Source organism: Jiella flava, from assembly GCF_017349315.1.
In the GTDB taxonomy this organism is placed as follows: Bacteria; Pseudomonadota; Alphaproteobacteria; order Rhizobiales; family Rhizobiaceae; genus Jiella; species Jiella flava.
Genome location: NZ_JAFMPP010000004.1, coordinates 83155 through 108083, shown reverse-complemented (window position 1 = coordinate 108083; position 24929 = coordinate 83155). Strand labels below are relative to the sequence as shown.

Sequence of the window (24929 nt, the reverse complement as noted above, 5' to 3'; positions counted from 1 at the left end):
CTGGTTATGATGGAAAATATGCAAGCCACATTTAACAAGGGCCGGGCCGTGCAAGCAGCCATACCGATCAAGATGACCTCCCGGGACGTGACCGTCCATTACGGCCAGAAGCAGGCGCTTAACGGCATCACGCTCGACATTCCCGAGCGCCAGGTGACGGCGCTCATCGGCCCCTCGGGCTGCGGGAAGTCTACCTATCTGCGCTGCCTCAACCGGATGAACGACACGATCGACAGCGCCAAGGTCGGCGGCGAAATCCGGCTCGACGGCGAGGACGTCTACGATTCCGCCATCGATGTCGTCGAGCTGCGGGCGCGGGTCGGCATGGTATTCCAGAAGCCGAATCCCTTCCCGAAGTCGATCTATGACAATGTCGCCTATGGGCCGAAGATCCATGGCCTTGCCCGCAACAAGGACGAACTCGACGAGATCGTCCACATCAGTTTGCGTAAAGCCGGCCTCTACAAGGAAGTCCACGACCGGCTCGACGAGCCGGGCACCGGCCTGTCCGGCGGTCAGCAGCAGCGGCTATGCATCGCCCGCGCCATCGCCGTCTCGCCAGAAGTGATCCTGATGGATGAGCCCTGCTCGGCGCTCGACCCGATCGCCACCGCGACGGTCGAGGAACTGATCGACGAATTGCGCGAGAACTTCACCATCGTCATCGTCACCCACTCGATGCAGCAAGCCGCCCGCGTGTCGCAGTTGACGGCGATGTTCCATCTCGGCGATCTCGCCGAGGTCGGTCCGACCGAGAAAATGTTCTCCAATCCCGACGACAAGCGCACCCAGGATTACATCACCGGCCGCTTCGGCTGACCGGCGCAACGCAAAGGGAGGCCGTTCAGATGGCCGAACACATCGTCACCTCCTATGAGGACGAGCTGAAATTTATCATCCGCCGCATATCCGAAATGGGTGGCCAGGCCGAGCGCATGGTCGAACAGTCGGTCGGCGCGCTGATGCGCTCCGATTGGGGCCTGGCGCAGTCGGTGGTCGCCGACGACGTGCTGCTCGACGCCCTGCAGCGGGAAATCGACGAGCGAGCGATCCACACCATCGCCAAGCGCCAGCCGATGGCGATCGACCTGCGCGAGATCGTCGGCGCGATCCGCATCTCCAACGATCTGGAGCGGATCGGCGATCTGGCCAAAAACACCGCCAAGCGGGTGATTGCGGTGCATGAGCACACCCAGCCGATGCAGCTGGTGCGGGGCATCGAACATCTGGCCGAGCTGGCGCTCGAACAGCTCAAGGAAGTGCTCGACGCCTACGCCACCCGTGACGAGCGCCAGGCCCTGGCAGTGCGCGACAGCGACGAGAATATCGACGCGGTCTACACGTCGATATTCCGCGAACTTCTGACCTACATGATGGAAGATCCGCGCAATATCACCGCCTGCACGCATCTTCTGTTCAGCGCCAAGAACATCGAACGCATCGGCGATCACGCCACGAACATTGCCGAGACCGTCTATTACATCAAGACGGGTGAGCAGATGGAGGCCGAAAGGCCGAAAAGCGATACCACGCCATCGCTTGCCCATACCGACGTGACGACGCCCCCGCCGGGCGGTAGCGGAGAGTAAAGGACGATGAGTGCTCACATTGCGGTCGTTGAGGACGAGGAGGCGCTTGGCGTTCTCCTACGTTACAATCTCGAAGCCGAAGGCTATTCGGTCGACGTCATTCCCCGCGGTGACGAAGCGGATCTGAGGCTGAAGGAACAGCTGCCGGATCTGCTCATCCTCGACTGGATGTTGCCGGGCCTGTCCGGCGTCGAGCTCTGCCGGCGCCTGCGCCAGCGCGAAGAGTCAGAACGCCTGCCGATCATCATGCTGACCGCCCGTGGCGAAGAGTCGGAGCGGGTGCGCGGCCTGTTGGTCGGCGCTGACGACTATGTGGTCAAGCCCTTTTCAACACCGGAGCTGATCGCCCGGGTGCGGGCGATGCTGCGCCGCGCCAAGCCGGAAAAGATTGCCACACACCTGTCGGCCGGCGACATCGATCTTGACCGCGAAACCCACCGGGTGCGCCGGGCCGGCCGCGAGATCAAGCTTGGACCGACGGAGTTCCGGCTGATGGAATTCTTCATGCAGTCGCCGGGCCGGGTGTTCTCGCGTGAACAGCTGCTCGATGGCGTCTGGGGCCGCGACATCTATGTCGACGAGCGCACGGTCGACGTCCATGTCGGTCGGCTGCGCAAGGCGATCAATCGCGGTCGTCAGCGCGATCCGATCCGCACCGTGCGCGGCGCCGGTTACGCACTCGATGAAAACTTCTCCTCAGCCAAGGCCCCCAAAGACAAACAGCTGAGTTGAGCCACGGTCGCACGCCCTCGGTCGGGGCTGGCGACCGCCAACCGTAAAACCTGATCAGCTGCGCAATTCGCGCCGCAACACCTTGCCCACGGCAGACTTTGGAAGTTCGTGGCGAAATTCGATGACGCGCGGGCGCTTGTAGCCGGTCAGGTGTTCTTTGCAGAAGGCCTTGATCGCCTCCTCGCCGATCGCTGCATCGCGACGCACCACGAACAGCTTGACCGCTTCGCCCGAATTTTCGTCGGGAATGGCGATCGCAGCGGCCTCAATGACGCCCGGCATCCGCGTCACCACCTCCTCAACCTCGTTCGGATAGACGTTGAAGCCGGAGACGTTGATCATGTCTTTCTTGCGATCGACGATCCTGAAGATGCCATCCGCGCTCATCACCCCGATATCACCGGTGCGGAAGAAGCCGTCGGCGGTCATCACCGCAGCGGTCTCGTCCGGCCGGTTCCAATAGCCGGCCATCACCTGTGGCCCTCGCACTGCGATCTCACCGACCTCGCCGGGCTTCAAGGAGCCGCCGTCGTCGCTGAGGATCGCGAGCTCGGTCGACGGCAGCGGCACCCCGATCGTGCCGGTGTATTCAGAGCGGTCGGTCGGATTGCAGCAGGCCGAGGGCGAGGTCTCCGAGAGGCCATAGCCTTCGCAGATCGAGACCCCGGTGACCGTCTTCCAGCGCTCGGCCGTCGCCGCCTGCACCGCCATGCCGCCGCCGACACACAGCTTCATCGCCGTCCAGTCGACGCTTTGGGCGTCCGGATGAAGGGCAATGGCGTTGTATAGCGTGTTCACCGCCGGGAAGGACTGGAAGCGGAAGGACTTGATCGCTTTCAACGTCGCCGGAATGTCGCGTGGATTGGGGATGAGAATGACAGCGCCACCCGTGCGCAGCGACAGGATCAAATTCACCGTGAAGCCGAAGATATGATAGATGGGCAGCGCGCAGACGGTCACCGTCTGCTCGCCCGGCTCCCGCTGCGACAGGGCCGGCGCGTTCCAGGCTTCCGACTGCAGGACATTGGCGACGATATTGGCGTGGGTCAGCATCGCGCCCTTGGCGACGCCCGTCGTCCCGCCAGTATATTGCAGCACGGCGATGTCTTCGGGCCCCGTTTCGACCGGTTGGAACGCCGCCTTGCGCCCGATCTTCAAAGCTTTAGTGAAGGACACGGCATCGGCAAGCTCGTAGCTCGGCACCATCTTCTTCACCCGCCGGACGACGAAGTTGACGATCGCGCCTTTCACCATCGGCAAAAGATCGCCCATCGCGGCGATGACGACATGCTCGATGTCGGTCTTGGCCCGGCAGGCGGCAAGCGTTGCCGCCATATTCTCCAGGACGACGATCGCCTTGGCACCCGAATCCTTCATCTGATGGGCGAGTTCGCCCGGCGTATAGAGCGGGTTGACGTTGACGATGATCAGGCCCGCCATGGTCGCGCCGGCGATTGCAACCGGATATTGCGACACATTCGGCATCATCAGGGCGATCCGATCGCCTTTTTTCAGGCCGAGATGCTGGAGATAGGCGGCAAAATGACGAGCCTCTTCACCCAGTTCCGCATAGGTCGTGGTGGCGCCCATAAAGTGCATTGCCGGCTTGTCCGCATGGTGGTGAACCGCCTGTTCGAGCAGCTCGGACAAAGACCGATACGCGATGTCGCCGAGCTCCGATGGCACGCCCTTCGGATAGTGCGCGAGCCAGCTCTTCTGCATTCTCGAGTCCTCCCTGAAATTGACGTTATCGTAAAGGTCATTCGTCGCCAAGATGTGACGCATCGGCTTAAGCCGCAAACATGACCGCTTGGTAATATCGGTCCTTTCAAGGAATTGCCGTTGGGCAATCAGCCGTTAAGACGGGCTGATCACGGCATGTTTAAGGGGTTGTTTCGGCGCTCTAGGTCCGCCACAATCGGGTATCGCCAAAGTCCCCCAGCAATGGAAATCTCGGATTTCCGCCATTTGGCAATTGAATTTTTCCCTGAAAATCATCTCGTTGCAGCCAATCGGCAAAAAGTTCCCTTTGCCCGAAAAAAATCTTCCTCTCGCCGATTTCTGATCACGCTCTCGTCACACGAGTTGACGATTGAGCCGCTGGGGAAAACGCAACGCAACAAAGGACAACAATGAACATCGCGAAGACCATCGCCCTGGCGGTCGCACTTCTCTCCGCTCCGGCGCTCACCCAAGCGCCGATCGCTCATTTCGAAGCCCAGGCGGGAACGACCGCGGCGAAATCCGGCCGCGCCTCCTACTATGGCACCCGCTTCCACGGCCGACGCACCGCCAATGGCGAACGCTTCAACATGAATGCGATGACGGCAGCCCATAAGACTTTGCCTTTCGGCACCAAGGTTCGAGTCACCAACCGTCGCAACGGCAAGTCCGTCGTGGTGCGGATCAACGATCGCGGCCCCTATGCACGCGGCCGGGTGATTGATCTGTCCAAGGCTGCCGCAAGCCGCATCGGCATGATCAATTCCGGCACGGCGCCGGTGAAGATCGACGTGCTCTGACGATTTTGATCCGAACGGATCACGAGGGGTAAGACGGCGGGACCGTCTCAAGATGATCACAAGAGGGGGATGGGTGAGCCGCAGCTTTCCCACCCAAATTTTTCCAAACACGTTTTCAAGACACCCCTTGCGGCCCCTCATGGGCGGTCAGCGCCATTTTGCCCACACGCCGTTCTGGCCGTGATCTTGCCGTATTCTCGTCCACTCGGGAACGAATTCCTTTTAAAATTCTTTACGCTGCAAGTCGAACACGAGTTCTGCGAGATTTTCGAGGAGCAGCCCCATGTTTAATAAGCCGATCGTAATATTAACCATAGCATCGATGCTCTCGGCAGCTCCAACACTCGCCTTCTCGCAAGATCGCAAAGACAATAAAAGCTTCGAAGTCTCGGCTCTTCAGATCACCAGCCTGCCGGTTCCGACCGCTCGCGCCAAGGCACTTGCGGCCGAGCCCAGCGCCGCGCCGAAGCAGACGATCCGCCGCACGGCCGGCGGTATCCGCATCGTTGGGCCGGTGTTCTTTCCCAACGACCCGCAGTAACGACCGAGGGCCGACGCCTTTCGGCCCCACACCAAAATCCTCCCGCGATTGCCAATCACCCTCTCCGCCCCCCCATCCATGACATCGTCCCGCGTTCACTCGTAACGGCAGCGGCGCACAGTTTGTCCGACAGCGTCAGCCCGAACATCGGTACCGATGTTCGGGCTGACGCTGTCGGACATGACGCCGCGGCCCCGCCCGCCGCCTGCGCCATGCATCTCACCGATGCCGGCGGTCAGCGCTCCTGTCAGCATGATCTTTGACGCCGCATATCTCGTAGAGATCATTCGTCATGCATCAAATTTCCCAACGATTCGGACAAAAAGAATCACGATAATTTGGCAACCTTCCCCGATTTCCGACGTTAATTTGGCAACCAAAATCTTTGTGAAAAGGAGTACCAGCCATGATCGGTTGGGCTATTACTTTCCTCGTCATCGCGCTTATCGCGGCAGTTCTCGGCTTCGGCGGCATTGCCGGTACGGCCGTCGGCATTGCCAAGATCATCTTCTTCGTGGCGATCGTCCTCTTCGTCCTGTCGCTGATCTTCGGCCGCCGCCGCGCGCTGTAACGATCACGCCGTCAGGCTGACAAAAAGCCGTTTCGTTTCCGGACGAGGCGGCTTTTTTCGTGCCAGAGCGCCCTGCGTCCGATCGGACGCAGAACGGTCGCTCTCACTCTTTCAATCGACGCGTCGGGCCTTGCCGGAAATCGATTCCGATGTTCAGGCCGATGCTGGAGCGTATAGTCAACATTCGCCTGACGGCTTCATCGCCTGATTGGCACTGGCCTTTTCCAGATATTCTTTCGAGCGCATCTCAAACAGGCGCGAGGCCGTGCGCTCGAACTCGAAGGCTTCGGTGCCGCTCTTGCCCTGATACAGCGCATTGGCCGGCACATCGGCCGAGACCACCAGGCGGCGGCCGGCATCGTAAAGCGTGTCGACGAGGGTGATGAAGCGTTTGGCCTCGTTGCGCTCGGCCTCCGTCATAACCGGGACATTCTCGACGATCAGCGTATGGAAGCGCTTGGCGATCGCCAAAAAATCCTCGCCGCCAAGCGGCCGCTTCATCAAATCGCCAAAGGCAAAACGCGCCGCGCCATTGCCGGCCCGCGGCACCGGGATCGTACGCCCCTTGACCGAAAGCGACGCGCTGGTTTCCCTGGCACCGTCGAGCAGCCGGGTCCAGGCGGCGTCGATCCGCGCCTTGGCGTCAGCGTCAGCGGTGTCGACATAGATGTCATCCTCGCCCAGAAAGGCGAGGCGATAATCCTCGGTCCCGGCGAGTTCAAAAATTTCCGCGTGCTGCTTCAGCACCGCGACAAAGGGCAGGAAAAGCGGGCGATTGAGCCCGTTGGGATAAAGCTCGTCAGGCGCGACATTGGAAGTCGCAACCAGCACCAAGCCGTTGGCGAAGAGCGCCTTGAACAGCCGCGACAGGATCATCGCGTCGGCAATGTCGGTGACGGTGAATTCGTCGAAGCACAACAGCCGTGCCTCGGCCGCGATGGCCGCGGCGACCGGCGGAATCGGATCGTCGCCCTTGACCTTGCCGGCCTGCAGCGCCCGGCGATGCTCGCCGATCCGCTCATGCACGTCGCTCATGAAGGCGAGGAAGTGCACTCGCCGCTTGGCAGCGATCGAACTTTGGCGAAAGAACATGTCCATCAGCATGGTCTTGCCGCGACCGACATCGCCGTAGACATAGAGCCCTTTGACCGGCTCCACCTCCCGCTTCTTGCCGAACAGCCAGCCAAGCGCGCTCTTCTTCGACGCACCGACCTCCGCCGACAACCGCCGATCAAGCGCATCCAGCCGGTCGGCGAGTCTGCGCTGCAGTGGATCGGTCTCGATTTCGCTCGTCTCGATGAGGTGTTCCAGCGCCGAGCGGACCGGCCCGGATCGCGACTTGGGTTCAACGATTGCGCTGGATGCCATGGATTTGCGTCCGGTCCCTCTGCTGGCCACTCGACAAGGGCGCCATCGGCAAATAGCGCTCCCTGAGCGGTCGATCGGGGGACAGCCATAGCGTTACCATGGCCCACAGGGCAACGGGTGCGCGCCTGCCGCGACGACCGTGACATGGCAGAGCCGCCGATGTCGCCACCCGCGGCCCGCTTAAAAAGGGACGCGAAGTTCTGATGGAGTCGACGCATCGGTCCGGTTGCGGCGCGGGATGTCCGCGCCGCAACCGCTCAGCCTTATCGATATAAGGTGACGTTCTGGCCACCGGTGGTGCGGCCTTCGAAGCGCGCATTGCCGGACGAACTCAAATTGGCGACCGTCGCGCCGCCGGAATCTTTCAAGATCACCTGGCTGCCTGAGACATCCCAGGCGGACACGTCGGCGACCTTGCCGGGGCAGCCTCGCGAGGCCGCGCGATAGCCGCCCGACCATTTGGTCAGCGACAGAATGATCTGGCAATTGCCGCCGTCGGTGGTGACTTTATAGGCGCCAAGGACGGAATTGCGCGACAGCGCCGGCTGGTTGACGCTGGCCATCTGGGTGTTCTGCTGGCTGCCACCGCCTGACGCCATGTTGCCGCTGCCATCGCTCGGCGTCAGCTCGGCATTGCCCGCGGCATCGGCGCCGTCATTCATCATCGTGTTGCCCGGCGGCGGCGGCGGCGGAGGCAGCTGATTGGAAGCAACCTGACCACTCGGGACCGGCGCCAAAGGCGGCGGCCCACTATTGTCGGAATAGCTCGGCACCGACCGCGAACAGCCGGCAATGGCGACGAGTGCAGCGGCCACCGCACCAATCCGGATTGCATGATACATTGATGATAATACCCCCACAGGATAAGGCTCGGCGACGCCGTCCACTCGCGATCGTCTCTCCCCCATAAAGGAGAGAGAACGCCCGCAACGCAAGGCATGATCGTCCCAAAACGTGACAGAACCCGGCATCGGGCCGGTTGAATTCGTCGTTGCGCCTCACGATCGCGCGATACGCAGCCCGCGGCACCGCCGACCCAGCCGAATCATCCCGTTTTGAAACCGATGCGGCGGCCCGCCCTGATCACGCCGGCATCGCTCGAAATTCGGGCGATCCGGGCGCAAAGGTCAGCACCCCGGCCCGCGCATCGGCTCATTCGTTGATCGTCATCCGGAAATCGCCTGTTTCGGGATCCATCGCCCACAGATCACCCGAGGAGATGTCGATCCAGGCGCCGTGCAAGGTGATCGTGTTTTCGGCTTCGCGTTCTGCAATGAACGGGAAGCTGCGCAGATTGGCGACCGAATAGCGGATGGCAATCCGCTCCAGCGCCGACTGGCGCTCGCGACCAGTCATCAGATTGTTGGAGCCCATGGCTTTTGCCGCCGGTTCAAGCAAACTCATCCACTTGCCGATAAAATCGCCGGCCGACAGCGGCTGGAAGGCAGGCGACAGCGCCGCCTGGATGCCGCCGCAGCTGCCATGGCCGAGGATCACGATATGCTCGACCGCCAAGGAGTTGACCGCAAATTCCAGGGCCGCCGAGGTCGAGTGATATTCGCCGTCCGGCTCGTAAGGCGGCACCAGATTGGCGACGTTGCGCACGACGAAGATGTCGCCCGGCGAGCAGTTGAAGAGAACTTCCGGTGCTGCGCGCGAATCGCAGCAGGCAATCACCATGGTCTTCGGATGCTGGCCGCGCTCGGCAAGATCGCGAATGAGCTCGCGCTCTCCCGGCAACCGCGTCTCGAGAAACGAGCGGTACCCACTCAACAGGTGATCGGGAAGAAGCTTACTCATGGCCAAATCTCCAACATTCTTGCTCGCTGCGAGTGCAAGCAATCGCCGGAAACTCGTGCTGACACAGTCTTGACGGAATGAAAAGATCAGGCCCGTATTTTCCGTGAGAGGACGAAAGCTTTTTGGTCGACGCTGCCCCAAGAGTTCGATCGACGAGCCGATGGCACCGCTTTCGCGACACGCGTCCAATTCCTCCATGGACATGTCATCGCAAACGCCTACCATCCGCGCCGATCCGCCAGACGCCCGCCAGATGCCTCGAGGAAACGACCATGAGCAGCGCAACGCCCGCCTATGATGATGCCAACATCTTCGCGAAGATCCTGAAGGGCGAAATCCCGTCCGAACCACTCTTCGAGACCGACGCGGCCGTGGCGATCATGGACATCATGCCGCAATCGAAGGGACATTGTCTGGTGATCCCGCGGGCGGCGTCGCGCAATCTGCTCGACGCCACCGACGAGACCTTGGCGACGGTGATGCCGCTCGTCGCCAAGCTCGCCCGCGCGGCCAAGGCGGCGTTCGGCGCCGACGGGGTGCGGATTGCCCAGTTCAACGAGGAACTGGCGGGCCAAACCGTGTTCCACCTGCATTTCCATGTCATTCCGGTCTATGCGGGCGTGGCGCTGAAGCAGCATGCCATGGGCGAGGTGCCGATGGCGACTATCAAGGCCCATGCCGAGGCGATCCGCGCCGAACTCGCCAAGGGCTGATCACCCAGTCGATCAGATCAGGATCGCGACGAGCGCCCAGCCGCCGATGACCAGCTCGGCGGCGATTATCCCGGCCAAAATGCGCCGCCGCGAAAGCTGATAGGCGGCAAAGCCCGCGGCCAGCGAGCCGAACCGCACCGGCAGCGGAATGTCGGCCAGCGCGCCCGTCGGAAAGAACACGAGCTGTGCAATGACCGCAGCGACCAATGCCGTCGCGATCGTCCGGGCAAGCTTGGCCGCCTCGCTGGTCTCATCGATCCGGCTCGCCGAGACGACGCCGAGATAACGCCAAATGTCGGTCGGCAGCCATCCGGCAAGCAGGATGAAAACGTAGGGCCACCAAGGCACGACGTTGGAATAGGTCCAGTCGGCCATCAGGCTGCGCTCCGCCGGGCTGCGATGATCCGGGCGCTGAGATAGGCGACAAAGCCGCCGCCAATCCCCGCCGTCAACAGTTCGTAGCCCGGCGACAGCCAATGGGCCGGAGGCAGCGCGGCCATACCGCAGAACAGCGCCAGACGGCCGGTGATGTCGCGGGCCGAGCCATAGAGCGAGGTGAAGAAATAGACCGGTGTCAAAAAGGCGAGTGCCCCGGTTGCGAGCGCCGGCAGCTGACCCATCAGATTGAAGACGACGGCAACGAGCACGGTGTTGATCGCCGTCAGCGTCACCGCAAAGCCGCCGAAATAGGCCGCGCGCTTATCGCGCGGCACGCTCTCCATGCGCTCCATCGCAAAGACCCAAGCGGTGATCGCGACGAAGTGGGAGAGAAACAGAAGCGTCGGCGTGCGGGTTTTCGCCCCCCGCAATTCCGGCATCAGCGCCACCACCATCGGCATCATCCGCAGCGACGACAGCGCCACCGCAAAGGCTGCGGCCGGCAGCGAGGTGCCGGCGGTGATGGCGCCGAGCAGGATGATCTTCGCCGGCAGCGCCCAGACCATGCCGGTCATGAAGGCCGCCTCTTCCCACGAGATGCCGGCCTCACGGCAAAGTCCCGCAAAGCCGAAAAAGGCGGTCGTCAAAATCAGCGCCGGCGGGCTCGCGATGCCCTTCATGCCGAGCAGAATCCAACCGAGGGTCGAGCGCTCTGCAGCTTCAGACGATGAAAGCATCATGAGCCCAGATGGCTCCGAAAGGGAGAGACACGGATCAAGGCCCGGCCAGCAGCAGGACCGGCCGGGCCTCGAAACGCAAACGTCAGACGACGATAAGGGGCGCCGTCAGTTGGGGCGGCGCGGCACCTTCGGCACCGAGCCGGCCCGGCTCTTTTTCGGCGCCGGCGCGTTGCCGGCGCTCGCTGCGGGCGCCGCCTCGCCATCGTCAGGCCTCTCGTCGATGTCCGACCCGTCCGCCGCGACCACCTGGCGCTTTTTCGCGCCCGATGTCCGTTTGGCATCCGAGCGCTTAGCGCGCAGCGGCGGAACCTCGTCGGCGATCGCCTCGAGATTGATCTTCTTGCCGCCCGCTTCGTCCTCGACGATTTTCACCCGCACCGTGCCGCCGCGCTTGAGCTTGCCGAACAGCACCTCGTCGGCGAGCGGCTTCTTGATGTGCTCCTGAATGACGCGAGCGAGCGGTCGGGCCCCCATCATCTCGTCGTAGCCCTTCTCCGCCAGCCAGGCGATCGCCTCCGGCGTCAGCTCGAAGATCACGCCGCGCTCCGACAGCTGGGCTTCGAGCTGCATGACGAACTTCTCGACCACCTGATGGATCACCGGCGTCGGCAGCGGACCGAACGGAATGATCGAGTCGAGGCGATTGCGGAACTCCGGCGTGAACAGGCGGTTGATCGCTTCCTCATCGGCGCCGGTCTTGCGCGAATTGCCGAAGCCGATCGCGGCCTTGGCCATTTCCGCCGCGCCCGCATTGGTCGTCATGATCAAGATGACATTGCGGAAGTTGATCTGCTTGCCGTTGTGATCGGTCAGCCGGCCGTGGTCCATCACCTGCAACAGGATGTTGAACAGATCCGGATGAGCCTTTTCGATTTCGTCGAGAAGCAGCACGCAATGGGGATGCTGGTCGACACCGTCCGTCAAGAGGCCGCCCTGGTCGAAGCCGACATAGCCCGGAGGCGCGCCGATCAGCCGCGAAACGGTGTGCCGCTCCATGTATTCTGACATGTCGAAGCGCAACAGCTCCACGCCGAGCGCCGAGGCGAGCTGACGGGCGACCTCGGTCTTGCCGACGCCGGTCGGGCCGGAGAACAGATACGAGCCGATCGGCTTGTCCGGCTCGCGCAGCCCTGCCCGCGACAGCTTGATCGCCAAGGCGAGATTTTCGATCGCCGCATCCTGACCGTAGACGACACGTTTCAGCTGCTCGTCGAGATGGGCGAGCACCTCCTCGTCGTCCTTCGACACCGCCTTGGCCGGAATCCGCGCCATGGTCGCGATGGTCGCCTCGATCTCCTTCACGCCGATCTGCTTCTTGCGGCGCGATTCGGGCAACAGCATCTGCGAGGCCCCGGTCTCGTCGATTACGTCGATCGCCTTGTCCGGCAGCTTGCGGTCGGTGATGTAGCGGGCCGAGAGTTCGACCGCCGACTTGATCGCGTCATTGGTGAACTTCACCCGGTGGAAATCCTCGAAATAGGGCTTCAGCCCCTTCAGGATCGACACCGCATCCTCGACAGTCGGCTCCTTCACGTCGATCTTCTGGAAGCGGCGCACCAGCGCCCGGTCCTTCTCGAAGAACTGGCGATATTCCTTATAGGTGGTCGAGCCGATGCAGCGGATCGCGCCGGAGGACAGCGCCGGCTTGAGCAGGTTGGACGCGTCCATCGCGCCGCCGGATGTCGCCCCGGCGCCGATCACCGTGTGGATCTCGTCGATAAACAGAACGGCGCCCGGATACTCCTCAAGCTCCTTGACCACCTGCTTCAGCCGCTCCTCGAAGTCGCCGCGATAGCGGGTGCCAGCGAGCAGTGTGCCCATATCGAGCGAGAAGATCGTCGCGTCGGCAAGCACGTCCGGCACATCGCCTTCGACGATCCGCTTGGCCAGGCCCTCGGCGATCGCCGTCTTGCCAACGCCGGGATCGCCGACATAGAGCGGATTGTTCTTCGAGCGCCGGCAGAGCACCTGGATCGTACGGTTGATCTCTTCGGCCCGGCCGATCAGCGGGTCGATCCGCCCGGTCTCGGCCTTTTCGTTCAGATTGATGCAATAGGCGGTCAGCGCGTCGGGCGCCGCCTTGCGCTTGCCCTCGTCCTCCTGACCGATGGTCGACTGCTCGTCCTCGGCGCCGCGCAGCGGCCGACTCTCCGAACCGCCAGGGCGCTTGGAGATGCCATGGGAGATAAAGTTGACCGCATCGTAGCGGGTCATTTCCTGCTCCTGCAGGAAATAGGCGGCATGGCTCTCGCGCTCGGCGAAGATCGCGACCAGCACATTGGCGCCGGTGACTTCTTCGCGGCCAGAGCTCTGAACGTGAATCACCGCCCGCTGGATCACCCGATGAAACCCGGCCGTCGGCTTGGAATCCTCATCGTGACCGGTGACGAGATTCGCCAGCTCGGTGTCGATATAAGCGGTCAGATTCTTGCGCAACAGGTCGAGATCGACGCTGCAGCCGCGCATCACCGCGGCGGCGTCTTTGTCCTCGAGAAGCGCCAGAAGCAGATGTTCGAGCGTCGCGAATTCCTGGTGACGTTCGTTCGCCAGCGTCAGAGCCTGATGAAGTGCTTTCTCAAGGCTTTGCGAAAATGTCGGCAAGCTTCACCTCAATTCTTTTCCATCACGCATTGCAACGGATGCTGGTGCTGACGGGCAAAATCCATCACCTGCGTGACCTTCGTCTCAGCCACCTCGAAGGTGTAGACGCCGCATTCGCCGACGCCGTGGTTATGCACGTGCAGCATGATCCGCGTCGCAGCCTCATGATCCTTCTGGAAGAACCTTTCCAGAACGTGGATGACGAACTCCATCGGAGTGTAATCGTCGTTCAGAAGCAGCACTCTGTAAAGGCTCGGTCGCTTCGTTTTCGGTTTCGTGCGGGTGATGACAGACGTTCCGCGATCCGTGTCACCGCCGTCCTTGTCGTCGTCACCCTGAAGCGTGAGCGGCCATACGCCGCGCCTCTCTTCCATACCCGCTTCCGTCCGTTCAGCCAGCATCGCCATGGGTCGTATGTATGCACGTGTCATGAGAATTTAAGACGGTCCTGCCACGCGTTGTGCCTGACCAGCTCGCGGCGCAGACCTTTCCGAAACACTAACGCAAAAAGGCCCGGCTGAAACCGGGCCTTTTATCAAATTCGACGTCGCAAAATGCCACTGCGGCTATAGGTCGGCGCCGATGGACTTAAGTGGGCGAGTCAGTTGGCGGCAGCCGCTACCTTCTTTTCGGCGGCGGTGGTCGCCTCCTTAGCCGTCTTGACGGCTGCGGTCGAAGCGGCGGTGGCGACCTGCTCGAACGGCTTGTAGGTTTCCTTGGCGATGTCGGCGTAAAGATCGCCGATCTTGGTCATCTGCGCGACCCAGGACTCATAGGCCGACTTGGCGAATTCGCTCTGAACCTCGATGCTCTTGTCGAGGGTCTTGGCCTGGAACAGCTTCTCGACCATCGCGGTCTGGTTCTCATAGGACCGCTTGGTGAAATCGGCCGTCTCCGCCGTGATCTGCTGGAACCCCTTGGTCATCGCCGCGAAGGATTTCAGAGCGTTGTCCATGGCTTCCTTGGTCATTTTGCCGGCGTCTTCGTAATTGTACATGTCGATTTTCCCTTCCTGTCGGTACAGTCTGAAATCGGCAGGCAAGACCGGGCTGTCACCCAGAGCCTCGTTCACCGCATTGCGCTGTGACTCAAAATATATTGCATTGCACAAAAACTTTCAAGGCGCCTGCTGCGCCGCACTTCATCCATAAGGTGCTTTTATCATTTTTGCAATCTTCGGCTATCCACAGCACGGCAGCCTGAACGAAATATGATCGTCATAAACCGATTGGTAATCCCGAAGCGATTAACCTGTCAGTCATCACAACGGCCCCACACCCGGTTAACCTTCGACTTTCCACGTGAGAGAATCAGAGGGTTCCCGAAAACGCCGCGACATAAACACGATCAAAGAGTTCCCGCGTGCCATTCGACCCGTTGCAGCTGCGAAGAACCGCACGAAACCTGACCAGATTGACCGTCGCCGCTATTGTCGGCGCCGGGCTTGCCGTCGCCATGAGCGTCGCTCCGGCCAGCGCGGCCAACCCGAACTACTCCGGCTTCGTCATCGATGCGAACACCGGCAAGGTGCTCTATAATGATCGCGGCGATGAATATCGTTATCCCGCGTCGCTGACCAAGATGATGACGCTCTACCTCACCTTTGAGGCGCTGAAGAGCGGCAAGATCCATCTCGACGACAAGATGCCGGTGTCGTCCTATGCCGCGTCCCGACCGCCCTCGAAGCTCGGCCTTCGCCCCGGCACCTATCTGACCGTCGACGAGGCGATCAATTCACTGGTCACCAAGTCGGCCAACGACGCCGCGGTGGTGTTGGCCGAATACGAAGCCGGATCGGAATCGACCTTCGCCAAGCGCATGACCGAGAAAGCGCGCCGGCTCGGCATGTCCCGAACGATCTTCCGCAACGCCAACGGACTGCCGAACGACGAGCAGCACACGACGGCCCGCGACATGACGACGCTCGGTATCGCGCTCTACGAACATTTTCCGGAATATTACGGCTATTTCTCGACACGCTCGTACAATTTCCGCGGTCGCCGGCTCGGCAATCACAATCGTGTCCTCGGCCGCTACAAGGGCGTCGACGGCATCAAGACCGGCTATATCAACGCGTCCGGCTTCAATCTCGTCACCTCGGTCCATGAGGGCGGGAAGAGCGTCGTCGCCGCAGTCTTCGGCGGCACCTCGGGGCGCTCGCGCGACGACCACATGGTCGAGTTGCTGAAGCGCTATGTGCCGAAAGCCAGCACCCGCGACAGCGGCCCGCTGATCGCCGCCCGTCCGGACAGCAATGTCGAGATCGCCGCCCTGCCGAAGCACGGGCCGGTGCCGGACAGCCGCCCGTCGGTCGACGAGGGCATGTCGATCAGCGACCGCATCGCCATGGCCTACGGCACCGACACCGGCAGGGACATCGCCGAGCGCATGCCGACTCCGACCTCCCGTCCGCTCGTCGGCGTCGATGCTATCCGCGCCGCCCTCGTCGAAGACCGCCCGGTCGGCAACGCGGCGGCCGAAGCGATCCTGCCACTGGTTCGCCCGGCGGCTGTAAACGGCGCCACGCTGTCACCGGCAGCGCTCGATCAGGGCACGACCGACATCGACCGCGGGACGGTCGGTTCTATAAAGCGGAACACCGCGTCGGAGGTGGTACAGCCGACAGATCGCTCGCCCTGGGTCGTCCAGATCGCAGCGACAGACTCCGCGTCCCAGGCGATGGAGATGCTGAAAAAGGCCCAGACCACCGTCGGGTCGCGGCTAGCGGAAGCACAGCCCTTCACCGAAAGCGTCAAGACCGGCAGCGGCACGCTCTATCGCGCCCGGTTCTCCGGCTTCGACGACAAGGATCAGGCCTGGCAAGCCTGCGCGGCCCTCAAGCGCCACGCCTTCAACTGCTACGCCGTCGCCAACTGAGGCGGCCGCAGCCGGCTCGCCCGCTCGGCGAGAAAACGACACGGCGTGTCGCCGGATCCAGGCCCATCACGGCCACCGGCGATGCACCATTGAGCGAGGCATGATGCCTCGCCACGGACGGCTCCAAGCGATTGCGTCACCGATCGCCGCAGAGGCCACATCCGGCAGACGGTCCAACGGCATGACGCCGCATTGCCGGACAGGGAGTGTCCGCCGCTTCGACTCGCATGGGGGTGCGAGAGAGCGACGCGGATCATGGGGCGAAATGCCTCGACGTTTGAATGCGGCGGACGTCCAAGCCTGAACCGCCGGCCGTGTCGAGTAACGAGGGGAAGTCATGTCGATCGAGAATCAGAGCCGCAATCTGAACGCGCCGGGCCCTGCGAGCACGTCGGCCCCGGAGGCGCTTCCGGCCGGCATCCATCCCCTGCAGCAAGCGGCACTGCGCCTTGGCGACGCCCGGGACGGACGCTCACGGGTCAAGGCCAAGGAACTGGTCGGGCTGCTCCTGTCTTATGGCGCCCGCGCCTGGCGGGCCTCGCAGCCGGTCGCCTACACCCGCATTCGCGCCCAGGCGCCCAGCGGTACGACCGCCGTGCGCATGCGATTTCGGTGATCGCACCGGCATCTCCACCACCGCATCGGCCGTCGGCGGCATTCATGTCGATGGTCCGGACGATGCCGCAGTCGGCCGTCAGATAACGCCGAGTTCCTCAAGGACCCGCGACAGGTCCGGCGGAAGATCGTCCGCTCCTTCTTCGGCCTGCATGCGGTCGGCGGGCGCGTCCGCGCCCTTCAAATAGCGCCACCCCTGGAACGGCCGTTTCGGCTGATGCCGCGTCGTCACCAGCGTCGGATCAAGCAGGATCCGGCAGCGGCCGATCCCCTCGTGATCGGTGAAGGGCTCGATCCCGACGATGACCTGACGCGCCTGCACCTGCCCGCGAATCACCCAATAGAGCGAGCCGCCGTCGATGAGTTCATCGATCCGCTTCGGCACCATCCGGGTGATGTGCCAGGTGACCGCCGCGCCGGACACGGCGAGACGATGCGCGATATGGGCGGCGAGATCCTCGACGCTGTCGACGCCGACACAGAGCTTGAGAAGGTGAAGTGCCATCGTCTGACATCTGGCGAAGCCGCAGCCTCATGCCAAGGGCCGGCGCGACGCAATCGGGCGGCTATCCCCATCAATGCAAGACGCCAGCCCGGCGCCGAACCGCCGCATCGACACACGCGGAGCCTCCCGAGGGGCGGGCCGAGCGCATGCCGATCAAGACTCGCAGGTCTGCGATGAGGGGCGCTCTGCGCCCCTCATCGCACCACCGTCAGCTCGCGGCGATCGCCACGGTGCCGGCATTGGTGCAGAGAAAACCAATCAACATCAGAGCCGTGAAGATCGCAACCGTCCAAACGGTGACGCCCCAGCAGGACTTCCGTACGCTGTCATCCATGATCAGAAACTATCCTGAACCCCAGATTTTTGAGCCGGTCACGTTCCCCCGTCGCCAGCTCGGCGCGTTAATTATCGCTTAACACATGCGGCCACAAGCGGACCGGCGCATAAAAACTCCACCGTTTTTCGCATTCCAGCCTTGCACGATGCTTGACCCTCGGTCTGGCATCCGGAGCCCCCAATTCCCTCAATACAGCAGCCTGCAGGCCGGCCGGTCGACGACCTTTGGAAATTTATTAGAGCGCCCTGCATCCTATCGGACGCAGAAAGGTCGCTCTCGCCCTTTGAATCGACGCATCGTGCTTTGCCGAAAATCGATGCCGATTGTCGGGCCGATGCTGGAGGCCGTTCACCTATTTGGCGATTTTGGCCGCGCTTATGCTCCGGCATTTCAGCCGGCGGGACGAGCCGCTGGCGAGACGGCTGGAGCTTGGCCTCGCACAGCCAGCGGCGCCGGAAGCGGCGCCGGAAACAGCGCGCTGGTGCGCCCCTTAAGCCAATAGGCCAGAAGCCCGAGATATTCGCGAACGGCGAAATGCACGTGCTCGAGATTGCGCACCGTCGCCATCGACGGGCGCCAGACCGCGTCGCCGCCGGGTGTCCGGTAGTCCACCGGAAAGGGCAGAACGGCAAAGCCGGCCTTTCGGAAACAGCCGACGGCGCGGGGCATGTGGAAGGCCGACGTGATCAAGATCCAGATCTCGCCCGGTTTCGGATCGGCCAAGGCCTTGGCGCGGCGGGCGTTTTCGGAGGTGTCGCGGGCCTTGTCGTCGAGAATGAGCCGATCGGGGGCCAGCCCCGAATCGAGGAAGAAACGCTTCGCCGATTGGGACTCGGGCACATCGTCGGCCAAGATCGAGGCGTCGCCGCCGGAAAAGATCACCTTCGCCTTTGGATAGCGGCGGGCAAGAATCAGCGCTTCGGTTACCCGGTCGGCGGCGTCGTTGAGCTCCGGGAGCCGGCGCGTCTGCGCGATCCGCGTATCGAACGCACCGCCGAGCACAACGAGACCCGTGATCGTCGGCGGCAGTTGCGGCCGAGGAAAGCGATTTTCCAGCGGCGCCATCATCAGCAGACCGAGCGGGCTGAGGCTGACGACCGCCAGAGCGGCGAGCGCCAAGCCGACCAGGACAAAGCCAAGCCGACGAAAGCGCAACCACCCCAGAACGAGGCCGAGAACCGCGACGGCAAGGATGGCGACAAGGGGCTGAACGAGAAGCCAACCGATCTTCGCAACATAGAAAAACAGGGAATGGCTCCATGACAGCTGCGGCGCCGCGATTCGGCCCCCACCGACACGAAGCATAGCGAGCGACCGCGAAGCTTGCAGCGCAGCCACGACGCGGCCACTTCGCCTCGGCGCTACTCGGCCGCAGACGTCGGGTCGGCGGCGCGTGATGCCTCCCCGCTTGCGCCCACGTGCGCCTTGCGGGTCTCGACGCTCTCCTCCGGGACGGACGAAGCTGTTGCCTCGCCGCCCTTCCCAGCCAGCGTGACCGGCGTGCGCATGATGATCTCGCGGTGCGGGAACGGGATGCCGATCTCATTCGCCTTGAACGCATCCCATAGCGCCAACAATACCTCACCCTTGACGTTGGTGAGCCCCGCCGGCGGATCGCGGATCCAGAAGCGGACGACGAAATCAAGCGACGAGTCGCCGAAGCCTGTCAGCCAGCAGACCACCGGCTTGTCAGAGACCACCCGGGCGACCGAGGTTGTCGCCTCCTTGGCGATACGAATCACGTCATGCGGATCGGAATCGTAGGAGACACCGAAGGTCACGTCGATCCGCACCAGATCGTTGGAAAAAGACCAATTGATCACCTGATTGGTGATGAAGTCCTCGTTCGGGATCAGATATTCCTTGCCGTCGCGGGTGATCACCGAAACGAAGCGGGCACGGAGCTCACGGATCCAGCCGAAGGTATCGCCCAGCGAGATCGTGTCGCCCGGTTTGATCGACCGGTCGGTGAGAATGATGATCCCCGAAATGAAGTTCGAGACGACCTTCTGCAGGCCAAAGCCGAGACCGACGCCGAGAGCGCCCGACAGCACCGTCAGCGCGGTCAGATCCACCCCGACGGCGGCAAGGGCGACAACGCAGGCGACAAGCACCAGCGTCACCTTGAGCAACTTGCCGATCAGCACCCTGAGCGCCGGAGTCAATTCTTCGCTGCGCTTCACCCGCGTATCCAGGAAATTGCCGATCACCGAGGCCAGCCACAGCGTGACGACCAGCACGATGACGGCCTTGATCACCAGCAGCGCCGAGATCCGCGAGCCGCCGATCTGCACCCCCGTCGCGTCCAGTGCCTTCGAGACCGGTTCGGTCAAATCCATGATCGACAGGGCCGCGACCACCCAGGCGGTGACGGTGATAATGCGCGCCGCCAGCCGGTTGCGCACGATGCGTGAACCGACCGAAATGACGAGATAGGCGAGCGACAGCTTGAAGACGATCGAGATGATCGAGGATTGCGGCCCGCCGGCGGCGCTGTCGGCGAGGGTCAGAAGCCAGACGCAGAGGACGAAAAACACCAGCTTCATGCGCCGGCGCAAGGCCGCGATGATGCGCAGCAGGCTCGGTGCGGCTCGGATTTTGCGAGCCTGCGCATCGATCGACGACCGGGTCAGCCGATCGAGGAGAACGGCGACGAGGACGCAGCCGGCAACGGCTGCAATCTGCGCCAGGGTCGACGGCTGATAGAAGAAGTGCAGAACCGAATTGATCCAGTCGCGAGCTTGCGCGCCAATTCTCGTCAGCGTCGCCGGATCCATCAGATACGGTCCCAGTGCGGTGCGAAGGAGGGATTGACCAACCGCTCGCGCCGCTGGGTCAAGGCGGTGATCGCGGCCATTTCGTCGTCGCTCAGCGTGAAATCGAAGATCGCGAGATTCTCCGCAAGCCGCTCCGGCTTGGACGTGCGCGGGATCGCGCCGACGCGATCCTGCTCGACTTCCCATTTCAATACGATCTGGGCCGGCGACTTGCCGTGATGCGCGGCGGCCGCACGGATCACCGGATGGGTCAGCACCTCCCCGCCCCGACCGATCGGCGAATAGGCGACCAACCCCATGTCATGCCGGCGGCAGGCGGCCAAAACCTGATCCTGAGCGAGGAAGGGATGGTATTCGGCCTGATTGCAGACCAGCGGATGGGCGGCCATCGCGGCCGCCTCGTCGAGCAAGGTCGAGGTGAAGTTGGCGACGCCGATATGCCGCGTCAGTCCGTCGTCGACCGCGCGGCAGAGCGCGTCCATGGTCTCTTCGAGTGCAATTTCGGGATTGGGCCAATGGATCAGCAACAGATCGACGGCACCGATGTCGAGCGCGTCGATCGAATCCCGGGCTGCCGCAGCGAAGTCCTTTTCCGCGAGGTCGGTCCACCAGACCTTGGTGGTAACGAAGACCTCGTCACGAGCGATCCCGCTCCGGCGGATGCCCTCGCCGACCTCGCGCTCGTTGCCATACATGCGCGCCGTGTCGAGATGCCGGTAGCCGACATCGATCGCACGGGCGACCATCTCGACGCAGTCTTTGCCCTCCAGCGTGTAGGTGCCAAGACCGATGGCGGGGATCTTCGCCGTGCCGGCTTCGATGAATTTCATGACATGCAGCCTTTTCGAACGGTCATTTGGCGCCTGTGGCGCACCTGAACCGGAAGAAATAGGCGCAAAATGCCGCTCGCCAGCCGTGGTCAAGCCCTGCGGGTTGCCTCGGCCCCAGCGCCACCGTCGCTTTCGCGCCGCAAGCGAACACTGTAGAGGCTTGCCGCAATGGAAAAGGATAATCCGTGTCCGAGAGCGTCAATCCGTCGGCCCGTGGCCGCGTCGAAATCATCGATATCGCCCGCGCCATCGCCATCGCCGCGATGGCCATCTACCACTTCACCTGGGATCTTGAACATTTCTCCTATGTCGCGCAGGGACTGACCGGCCAGGGTGGCTGGCGCATCTTCGCGCGGTGTATCGCCTCCAGTTTCCTGTTTCTCGTCGGCTTCAGCCTGGTCCTCGCCCACGGCCGAGAGATCCGCTGGCGCAAATTCCTGGTCCGGCTTGCCCAGATCAGCGCCGGCGCGATCGCGGTGACGGCGGTCACGCTCTATGTCACGCCGAACAGCTTCGTCTTTTTCGGTATCCTGCAGCATATCGCCCTGGCGAGCCTCCTCGGCCTTGCCTTCCTGCGGCTTCCGGCCGTTCTGACGGCACTCTGCGGCATCGCCGTGGTGGCTGCGCCAAGCGTCATCAACAGTCCGATCTTCGAAAGCCGCTGGCTCGCCTGGATCGGCTGGTTCAGCGACAAGATGCCTTTGTCGAACGATCTGGTGCCGATCTTTCCGTTCTTCGGGGCGGTGCTGATCGGCATCGCGGCCGGGCAGATCGCCGTCAATCGCGGCTTTATCGACGCGATGCGCGGCTGGAACACCAAGCTGGCCCGGCTCAAGCCGCTGGAAATTGCCGGCCGCCATGCGCTCGTCATTTATCTTCTGCACCAGCCGCTGCTGTTTGGCCTGGTGGCGCTGGCGGCGACGATCGCCCCACCAAATCGCGACGCGATCTTCAACAGCGACTGCACCAAGGCCTGCCGTGCCAGCCAGGACGCCGCCTTCTGCGAGCTCTACTGCGCCTGCGCCGACAAGCAGCTGAAAGCGGAGAACCTGTTCGACCGGCTGATGGAGAATGACGCGAGCCCGGCCGATATGACGCGGATCCGCCAAGTTATCGCCGCCTGCAGCTTCGACGCCGGCGACGCTGGCGCCAAGAAGAACTGACCCGAACACACAAGGCGCGCCATTCGCCGGCCAACCGCCCGGATCGCCAACCGGGCTCGGCGCCTCGCTGTCAGCCCGAGCGCGAGGTCTGGCCAACGCCGAGTTCGGCCATACGGGTCAGGCAAGCCTCCTCGGCCAATTCCAATTCGACCAGCATGTCCTCGATGTCGCGGCGCTTCTGCATCAGCTCGGCGCGCCGGTCGGCGACCTTTCGCAAAATGGTCCGCAGTTGGCCCGCCTCGCCCGGCGGCTCGCGATACATCTGGATGATCTCGCGGATCTCGGAGATCGAGAAGCCGAGACGTTTGCCACGCAGGATGTTCTTCAAAAGCTGGCGATCGGAGGGCCGGAACAGCCGGGTGCGGCCGCGTCGGATCGGGTGGATCAGGTTTTCGTCCTCGTAAAAGCGGATGGTCCGCGTCGAGATGCCGAATTCCCGCGTCAGCTCCGTGATCGTGTAATGTTCCCGCATGCGCCCCTGGGCCTCGTGTGCCGAGTCCATGCTTGCGCCATGACTTACGTAAAAGTCAATATTGGCTGAACGATTGCGTTTGATACGACCATCACGGCGCTCGCTCCGTCAGATCCCGAACCACCAGGTCGCCAGGCCGAGAAAGGCGAAGAAGCCGACAACGTCGGTGACGGTCGTCACGAAGGTGCCCGAGGCGATCGCCGGGTCGACGCCGAAGTGATCGAGCACGATCGGGATGAGGATACCCGCCAGCGCCGCGGCCAACATGTTGACGATCATGGCGATGGCAATCACCTCGCCAAGCCCGATATCCTCGAACCACGCCGAGGCGACGACGCCGATCACCAGCGCGAACAGCGCGCCGTTGAGCAGGCCGATCAGCACCTCGCGGCGGATGATGCGCGCGGCGTTATAGATGTCGAGTTCGCGCGAGGCCAGCGCCCGCACAGCCACCGTCATCGTCTGTGTGCCGGCATTTCCCCCCATCGAGGCGACGATCGGCATCAGCACGGCGAGCGCCACCATCTGCTGAATCGTTGCGTCGAACAGGCCGATGACCGAAGAGGCGAGGATCGCCGTCGCCAGATTGATGAGCAGCCACAAGAAGCGTGAGCGCGCCGCCGTGATCACCGTGTCGGAAATCTCTTCGTCACCGACGCCGGCCATGCGACGGAAATCCTCTTCCGCCTCCTGCTGGACGATGTCGATGACATCGTCGATGGTCAGCACGCCGACCAGCCGCTCGTTCTCATCGACCACCGCGGCGGAGAGCAAATCATATTGCTCGATAATCTGCGCCGCCTCTTCCTGATCAGTCTCGGCCGGAATGGCATGGCGCGTCTCATGCATGATCTCCTCGATCTTGGCCGGTCGTTTGGCCCGGAGGATGCGATCGAGATAAACTGCGCCGAGCAGCTTGAAGGTCGGATCGACAACGAAGATCTGGGCGAAGGATTCCGGCAGATCCTCCTCTTCGCGCATGTAGTCGATGGTCTGGCCGACGGTCCAATAAGGCGGCACGGCGACAAATTCCGTCTGCATTCGGCGGCCGGCCGATTCCTCGGGATAATCCAGCGAGCGCCGCAGTCGCAGCCGTTCGCGAAACGGCAGCTTGGCGAGGATCTCGGTGCGATCCTCCTCCTCGAGATCCTCCAGAATGTAGACCGCGTCGTCGGAATCGAGTTCGCGCAGGGCCTCGGCGACCTGCTCGTTTGGCATCGCGTCGACGATCGACAGCCGGATCGCCTCGTCGACCTCGGTCAGCGCCGTATAGTCGAACTGCTCGCCGAGCAGGCGGACGAGCGTCTGGCGCTCGTCATGGTCGAGATTGCGCAACAGATCGCCGAGTTCGGATTCATGCAGCGGCACAACGACCACCTGCAGGAAATTCGCATCCTCGGCGCCGAGCGCCTCGCGGACAGTGTCGAGAAACGGCTCGGCGAGATAGCCGTCGTCGTCATAGACCGCGAGGCGGTTTTCCGGGGACGGCGTATCCAAGACGTGCTGTGTGTCAGCCATGGTGCCCTCCCTTGGAAGCGTGACTTCGAGCCCTCGCCGGCGGAGGCGAGTCACACGCCTCTATCGCAAGCGCGATCAAACCAAAATGGGCGATGTCGGCTTTTCTCAAGACTGCCGATCGGCCCGCGGCCTTGCGGAAAGCAATTTTATCGCGGCCTGTAACAATTGCCTTCCTTCCGACGTAATGCGGGCGAATATTTCAGTGGGGCAACAATGCAGCGTCAGACAATCCGCAAGGATCGCTGCCGCACGATGCTAGGCCGATCGAGACAAACCGGCC

27 protein-coding genes are annotated in these 24929 nt (G+C 62.7%); 11 read left to right on the top strand and 16 right to left on the bottom strand.

Translation table 11 applies throughout. From position 1 onward, the window contains the following. Positions 1-9: 9 nt before the first annotated feature. Genes pstB through phoB form a run of 3 tightly spaced genes read left to right on the top strand, consistent with a single transcriptional unit; the run spans position 10 to position 2321 of the window. Positions 10-819: a phosphate ABC transporter ATP-binding protein PstB gene (gene pstB / locus J1C48_RS06620; protein ID WP_207257161.1), complete on the top strand. Its 810-nt coding sequence runs from the start codon at positions 10-12 to the stop codon at positions 817-819. A gap of 29 nt (positions 820-848) precedes the next feature. Further along, positions 849-1589 (top strand): phosphate signaling complex protein PhoU, encoded by a 741-nt coding sequence (gene phoU, locus J1C48_RS06615; protein WP_207257005.1) that lies wholly within the window; start codon positions 849-851, stop codon positions 1587-1589. A 6-nt stretch (positions 1590-1595) separates the two neighbouring features. Next, positions 1596-2321, top strand: a complete 726-nt coding sequence (gene phoB, locus J1C48_RS06610; protein ID WP_207257004.1) for a phosphate regulon transcriptional regulator PhoB — start codon at positions 1596-1598, stop codon at positions 2319-2321. Between the two features lie 54 nt (positions 2322-2375). On the opposite strand, the gene J1C48_RS06605 is transcribed toward phoB, so the two are convergent. After that, positions 2376-4043, bottom strand: coding sequence for an AMP-binding protein (locus J1C48_RS06605; RefSeq protein WP_207257003.1), 1668 nt, complete (start codon positions 4041-4043; stop codon positions 2376-2378). A gap of 222 nt (positions 4044-4265) precedes the next feature. Between J1C48_RS06605 and J1C48_RS06600 the strand changes: the two genes are divergently transcribed. From J1C48_RS06600 to J1C48_RS06585, 4 genes are all read left to right on the top strand, one after another. Continuing rightward, on the top strand, positions 4266-4457 hold the full coding sequence (locus J1C48_RS06600; protein ID WP_207257002.1) for a hypothetical protein: 192 nt from the start codon (positions 4266-4268) through the stop codon (positions 4455-4457). Next, on the top strand, positions 4454-4843 hold the full coding sequence (locus J1C48_RS06595; protein ID WP_207257001.1) for a septal ring lytic transglycosylase RlpA family protein: 390 nt from the start codon (positions 4454-4456) through the stop codon (positions 4841-4843). The genes J1C48_RS06600 and J1C48_RS06595 overlap by 4 nt, the downstream gene beginning before the upstream one ends. Positions 4844-5165: 322 nt before the next feature. Further along, complete coding sequence (locus tag J1C48_RS06590; RefSeq protein WP_207257000.1) at positions 5166-5384, top strand: hypothetical protein; 219 nt, start codon at positions 5166-5168, stop codon at positions 5382-5384. Positions 5385-5790: 406 nt separating this feature from the next. Beyond that, on the top strand, positions 5791-5955 hold the full coding sequence (locus J1C48_RS06585; RefSeq protein ID WP_083592076.1) for a DUF1328 domain-containing protein: 165 nt from the start codon (positions 5791-5793) through the stop codon (positions 5953-5955). A gap of 177 nt (positions 5956-6132) precedes the next feature. Here J1C48_RS06585 and zapE read toward each other — a convergent pair whose 3' ends face one another. From zapE to J1C48_RS06570, 3 genes are all read right to left on the bottom strand, one after another. Beyond that, on the bottom strand, positions 6133-7323 hold the full coding sequence (zapE, locus tag J1C48_RS06580; RefSeq protein ID WP_207256999.1) for a cell division protein ZapE: 1191 nt from the start codon (positions 7321-7323) through the stop codon (positions 6133-6135). A 263-nt stretch (positions 7324-7586) separates the two neighbouring features. Continuing rightward, positions 7587-8165, bottom strand: coding sequence for a protease inhibitor Inh/omp19 family protein (locus J1C48_RS06575; protein ID WP_207256998.1), 579 nt, complete (start codon positions 8163-8165; stop codon positions 7587-7589). Between the two features lie 310 nt (positions 8166-8475). Next, positions 8476-9123, bottom strand: coding sequence for a carbonic anhydrase (locus tag J1C48_RS06570; RefSeq protein WP_207256997.1), 648 nt, complete (start codon positions 9121-9123; stop codon positions 8476-8478). A gap of 272 nt (positions 9124-9395) precedes the next feature. On the opposite strand from J1C48_RS06570, the gene J1C48_RS06565 reads away from it, so the two are divergent. Beyond that, on the top strand, positions 9396-9836 hold the full coding sequence (locus J1C48_RS06565) for an HIT family protein (protein WP_207256996.1): 441 nt from the start codon (positions 9396-9398) through the stop codon (positions 9834-9836). Positions 9837-9848: 12 nt separating this feature from the next. Here the strand turns inward: J1C48_RS06565 and J1C48_RS06560 are convergent, their stop codons facing one another. From J1C48_RS06560 to J1C48_RS06540, 5 genes are all read right to left on the bottom strand, one after another. Beyond that, the gene (locus J1C48_RS06560; RefSeq protein ID WP_207256995.1) at positions 9849-10211 is read right to left on the bottom strand and encodes an AzlD domain-containing protein; all 363 of its coding nucleotides are present in this window, start codon (positions 10209-10211) and stop codon (positions 9849-9851) included. Then, positions 10211-10954, bottom strand: coding sequence for an AzlC family ABC transporter permease (locus J1C48_RS06555; RefSeq protein ID WP_231081638.1), 744 nt, complete (start codon positions 10952-10954; stop codon positions 10211-10213). Before J1C48_RS06555 ends, J1C48_RS06560 begins: the two co-directional genes overlap by 1 nt. A 105-nt stretch (positions 10955-11059) precedes the next feature. Further along, positions 11060-13555, bottom strand: a complete 2496-nt coding sequence (gene clpA, locus J1C48_RS06550) for an ATP-dependent Clp protease ATP-binding subunit ClpA (protein WP_207256994.1) — start codon at positions 13553-13555, stop codon at positions 11060-11062. Positions 13556-13563: 8 nt separating this feature from the next. Then, positions 13564-13929, bottom strand: a complete 366-nt coding sequence (gene clpS / locus J1C48_RS06545; RefSeq protein WP_207257159.1) for an ATP-dependent Clp protease adapter ClpS — start codon at positions 13927-13929, stop codon at positions 13564-13566. A gap of 227 nt (positions 13930-14156) precedes the next feature. Further along, positions 14157-14552 (bottom strand): phasin family protein, encoded by a 396-nt coding sequence (locus tag J1C48_RS06540; RefSeq protein WP_207256993.1) that lies wholly within the window; start codon positions 14550-14552, stop codon positions 14157-14159. Positions 14553-14968: 416 nt separating this feature from the next. Here J1C48_RS06540 and J1C48_RS06535 point away from each other — a divergent pair, with 416 nt between their 5' ends. Together J1C48_RS06535 and J1C48_RS06530 are read left to right on the top strand one after the other, a co-directional pair. Next, a complete protein-coding gene (locus J1C48_RS06535) occupies positions 14969-16432 on the top strand; it encodes a serine hydrolase (protein ID WP_231081639.1) in 1464 nt (487 codons plus the stop codon). Positions 16433-16769: 337 nt separating this feature from the next. After that, positions 16770-17048: a hypothetical protein gene (locus J1C48_RS06530; protein ID WP_207256992.1), complete on the top strand. Its 279-nt coding sequence runs from the start codon at positions 16770-16772 to the stop codon at positions 17046-17048. 78 nt (positions 17049-17126) lie between these two features. On the opposite strand, the gene J1C48_RS06525 is transcribed toward J1C48_RS06530, so the two are convergent. From J1C48_RS06525 to J1C48_RS06510, 5 genes are all read right to left on the bottom strand, one after another. After that, entirely contained in the window at positions 17127-17552 is a 426-nt protein-coding gene (locus J1C48_RS06525) for a DUF1489 family protein (RefSeq protein ID WP_207256991.1), read from the bottom strand. Between the two features lie 208 nt (positions 17553-17760). Next, on the bottom strand, positions 17761-17886 hold the full coding sequence (locus J1C48_RS19100) for a hypothetical protein (protein WP_255679413.1): 126 nt from the start codon (positions 17884-17886) through the stop codon (positions 17761-17763). 393 nt (positions 17887-18279) lie between these two features. Further along, the gene (locus J1C48_RS06520; protein ID WP_231081640.1) at positions 18280-19194 is read right to left on the bottom strand and encodes a YdcF family protein; all 915 of its coding nucleotides are present in this window, start codon (positions 19192-19194) and stop codon (positions 18280-18282) included. Positions 19195-19250: 56 nt separating this feature from the next. Next, entirely contained in the window at positions 19251-20666 is a 1416-nt protein-coding gene (locus tag J1C48_RS06515) for a mechanosensitive ion channel family protein (RefSeq protein WP_207256990.1), read from the bottom strand. After that, positions 20666-21496: an aldo/keto reductase gene (locus tag J1C48_RS06510; RefSeq protein WP_207256989.1), complete on the bottom strand. Its 831-nt coding sequence runs from the start codon at positions 21494-21496 to the stop codon at positions 20666-20668. The genes J1C48_RS06515 and J1C48_RS06510 overlap by 1 nt, the downstream gene beginning before the upstream one ends. Positions 21497-21681: 185 nt before the next feature. Here J1C48_RS06510 and J1C48_RS06505 point away from each other — a divergent pair, with 185 nt between their 5' ends. Beyond that, positions 21682-22659 (top strand): heparan-alpha-glucosaminide N-acetyltransferase, encoded by a 978-nt coding sequence (locus J1C48_RS06505; protein WP_343217685.1) that lies wholly within the window; start codon positions 21682-21684, stop codon positions 22657-22659. A 70-nt stretch (positions 22660-22729) separates the two neighbouring features. Here J1C48_RS06505 and J1C48_RS06500 read toward each other — a convergent pair whose 3' ends face one another. Together J1C48_RS06500 and mgtE are read right to left on the bottom strand one after the other, a co-directional pair. Then, positions 22730-23131: a MerR family transcriptional regulator gene (locus J1C48_RS06500; protein WP_207257155.1), complete on the bottom strand. Its 402-nt coding sequence runs from the start codon at positions 23129-23131 to the stop codon at positions 22730-22732. A gap of 108 nt (positions 23132-23239) precedes the next feature. Then, the gene (gene mgtE / locus J1C48_RS06495; protein ID WP_207256988.1) at positions 23240-24649 is read right to left on the bottom strand and encodes a magnesium transporter; all 1410 of its coding nucleotides are present in this window, start codon (positions 24647-24649) and stop codon (positions 23240-23242) included. Between the last annotated feature and the right edge of the window lie 280 nt (positions 24650-24929).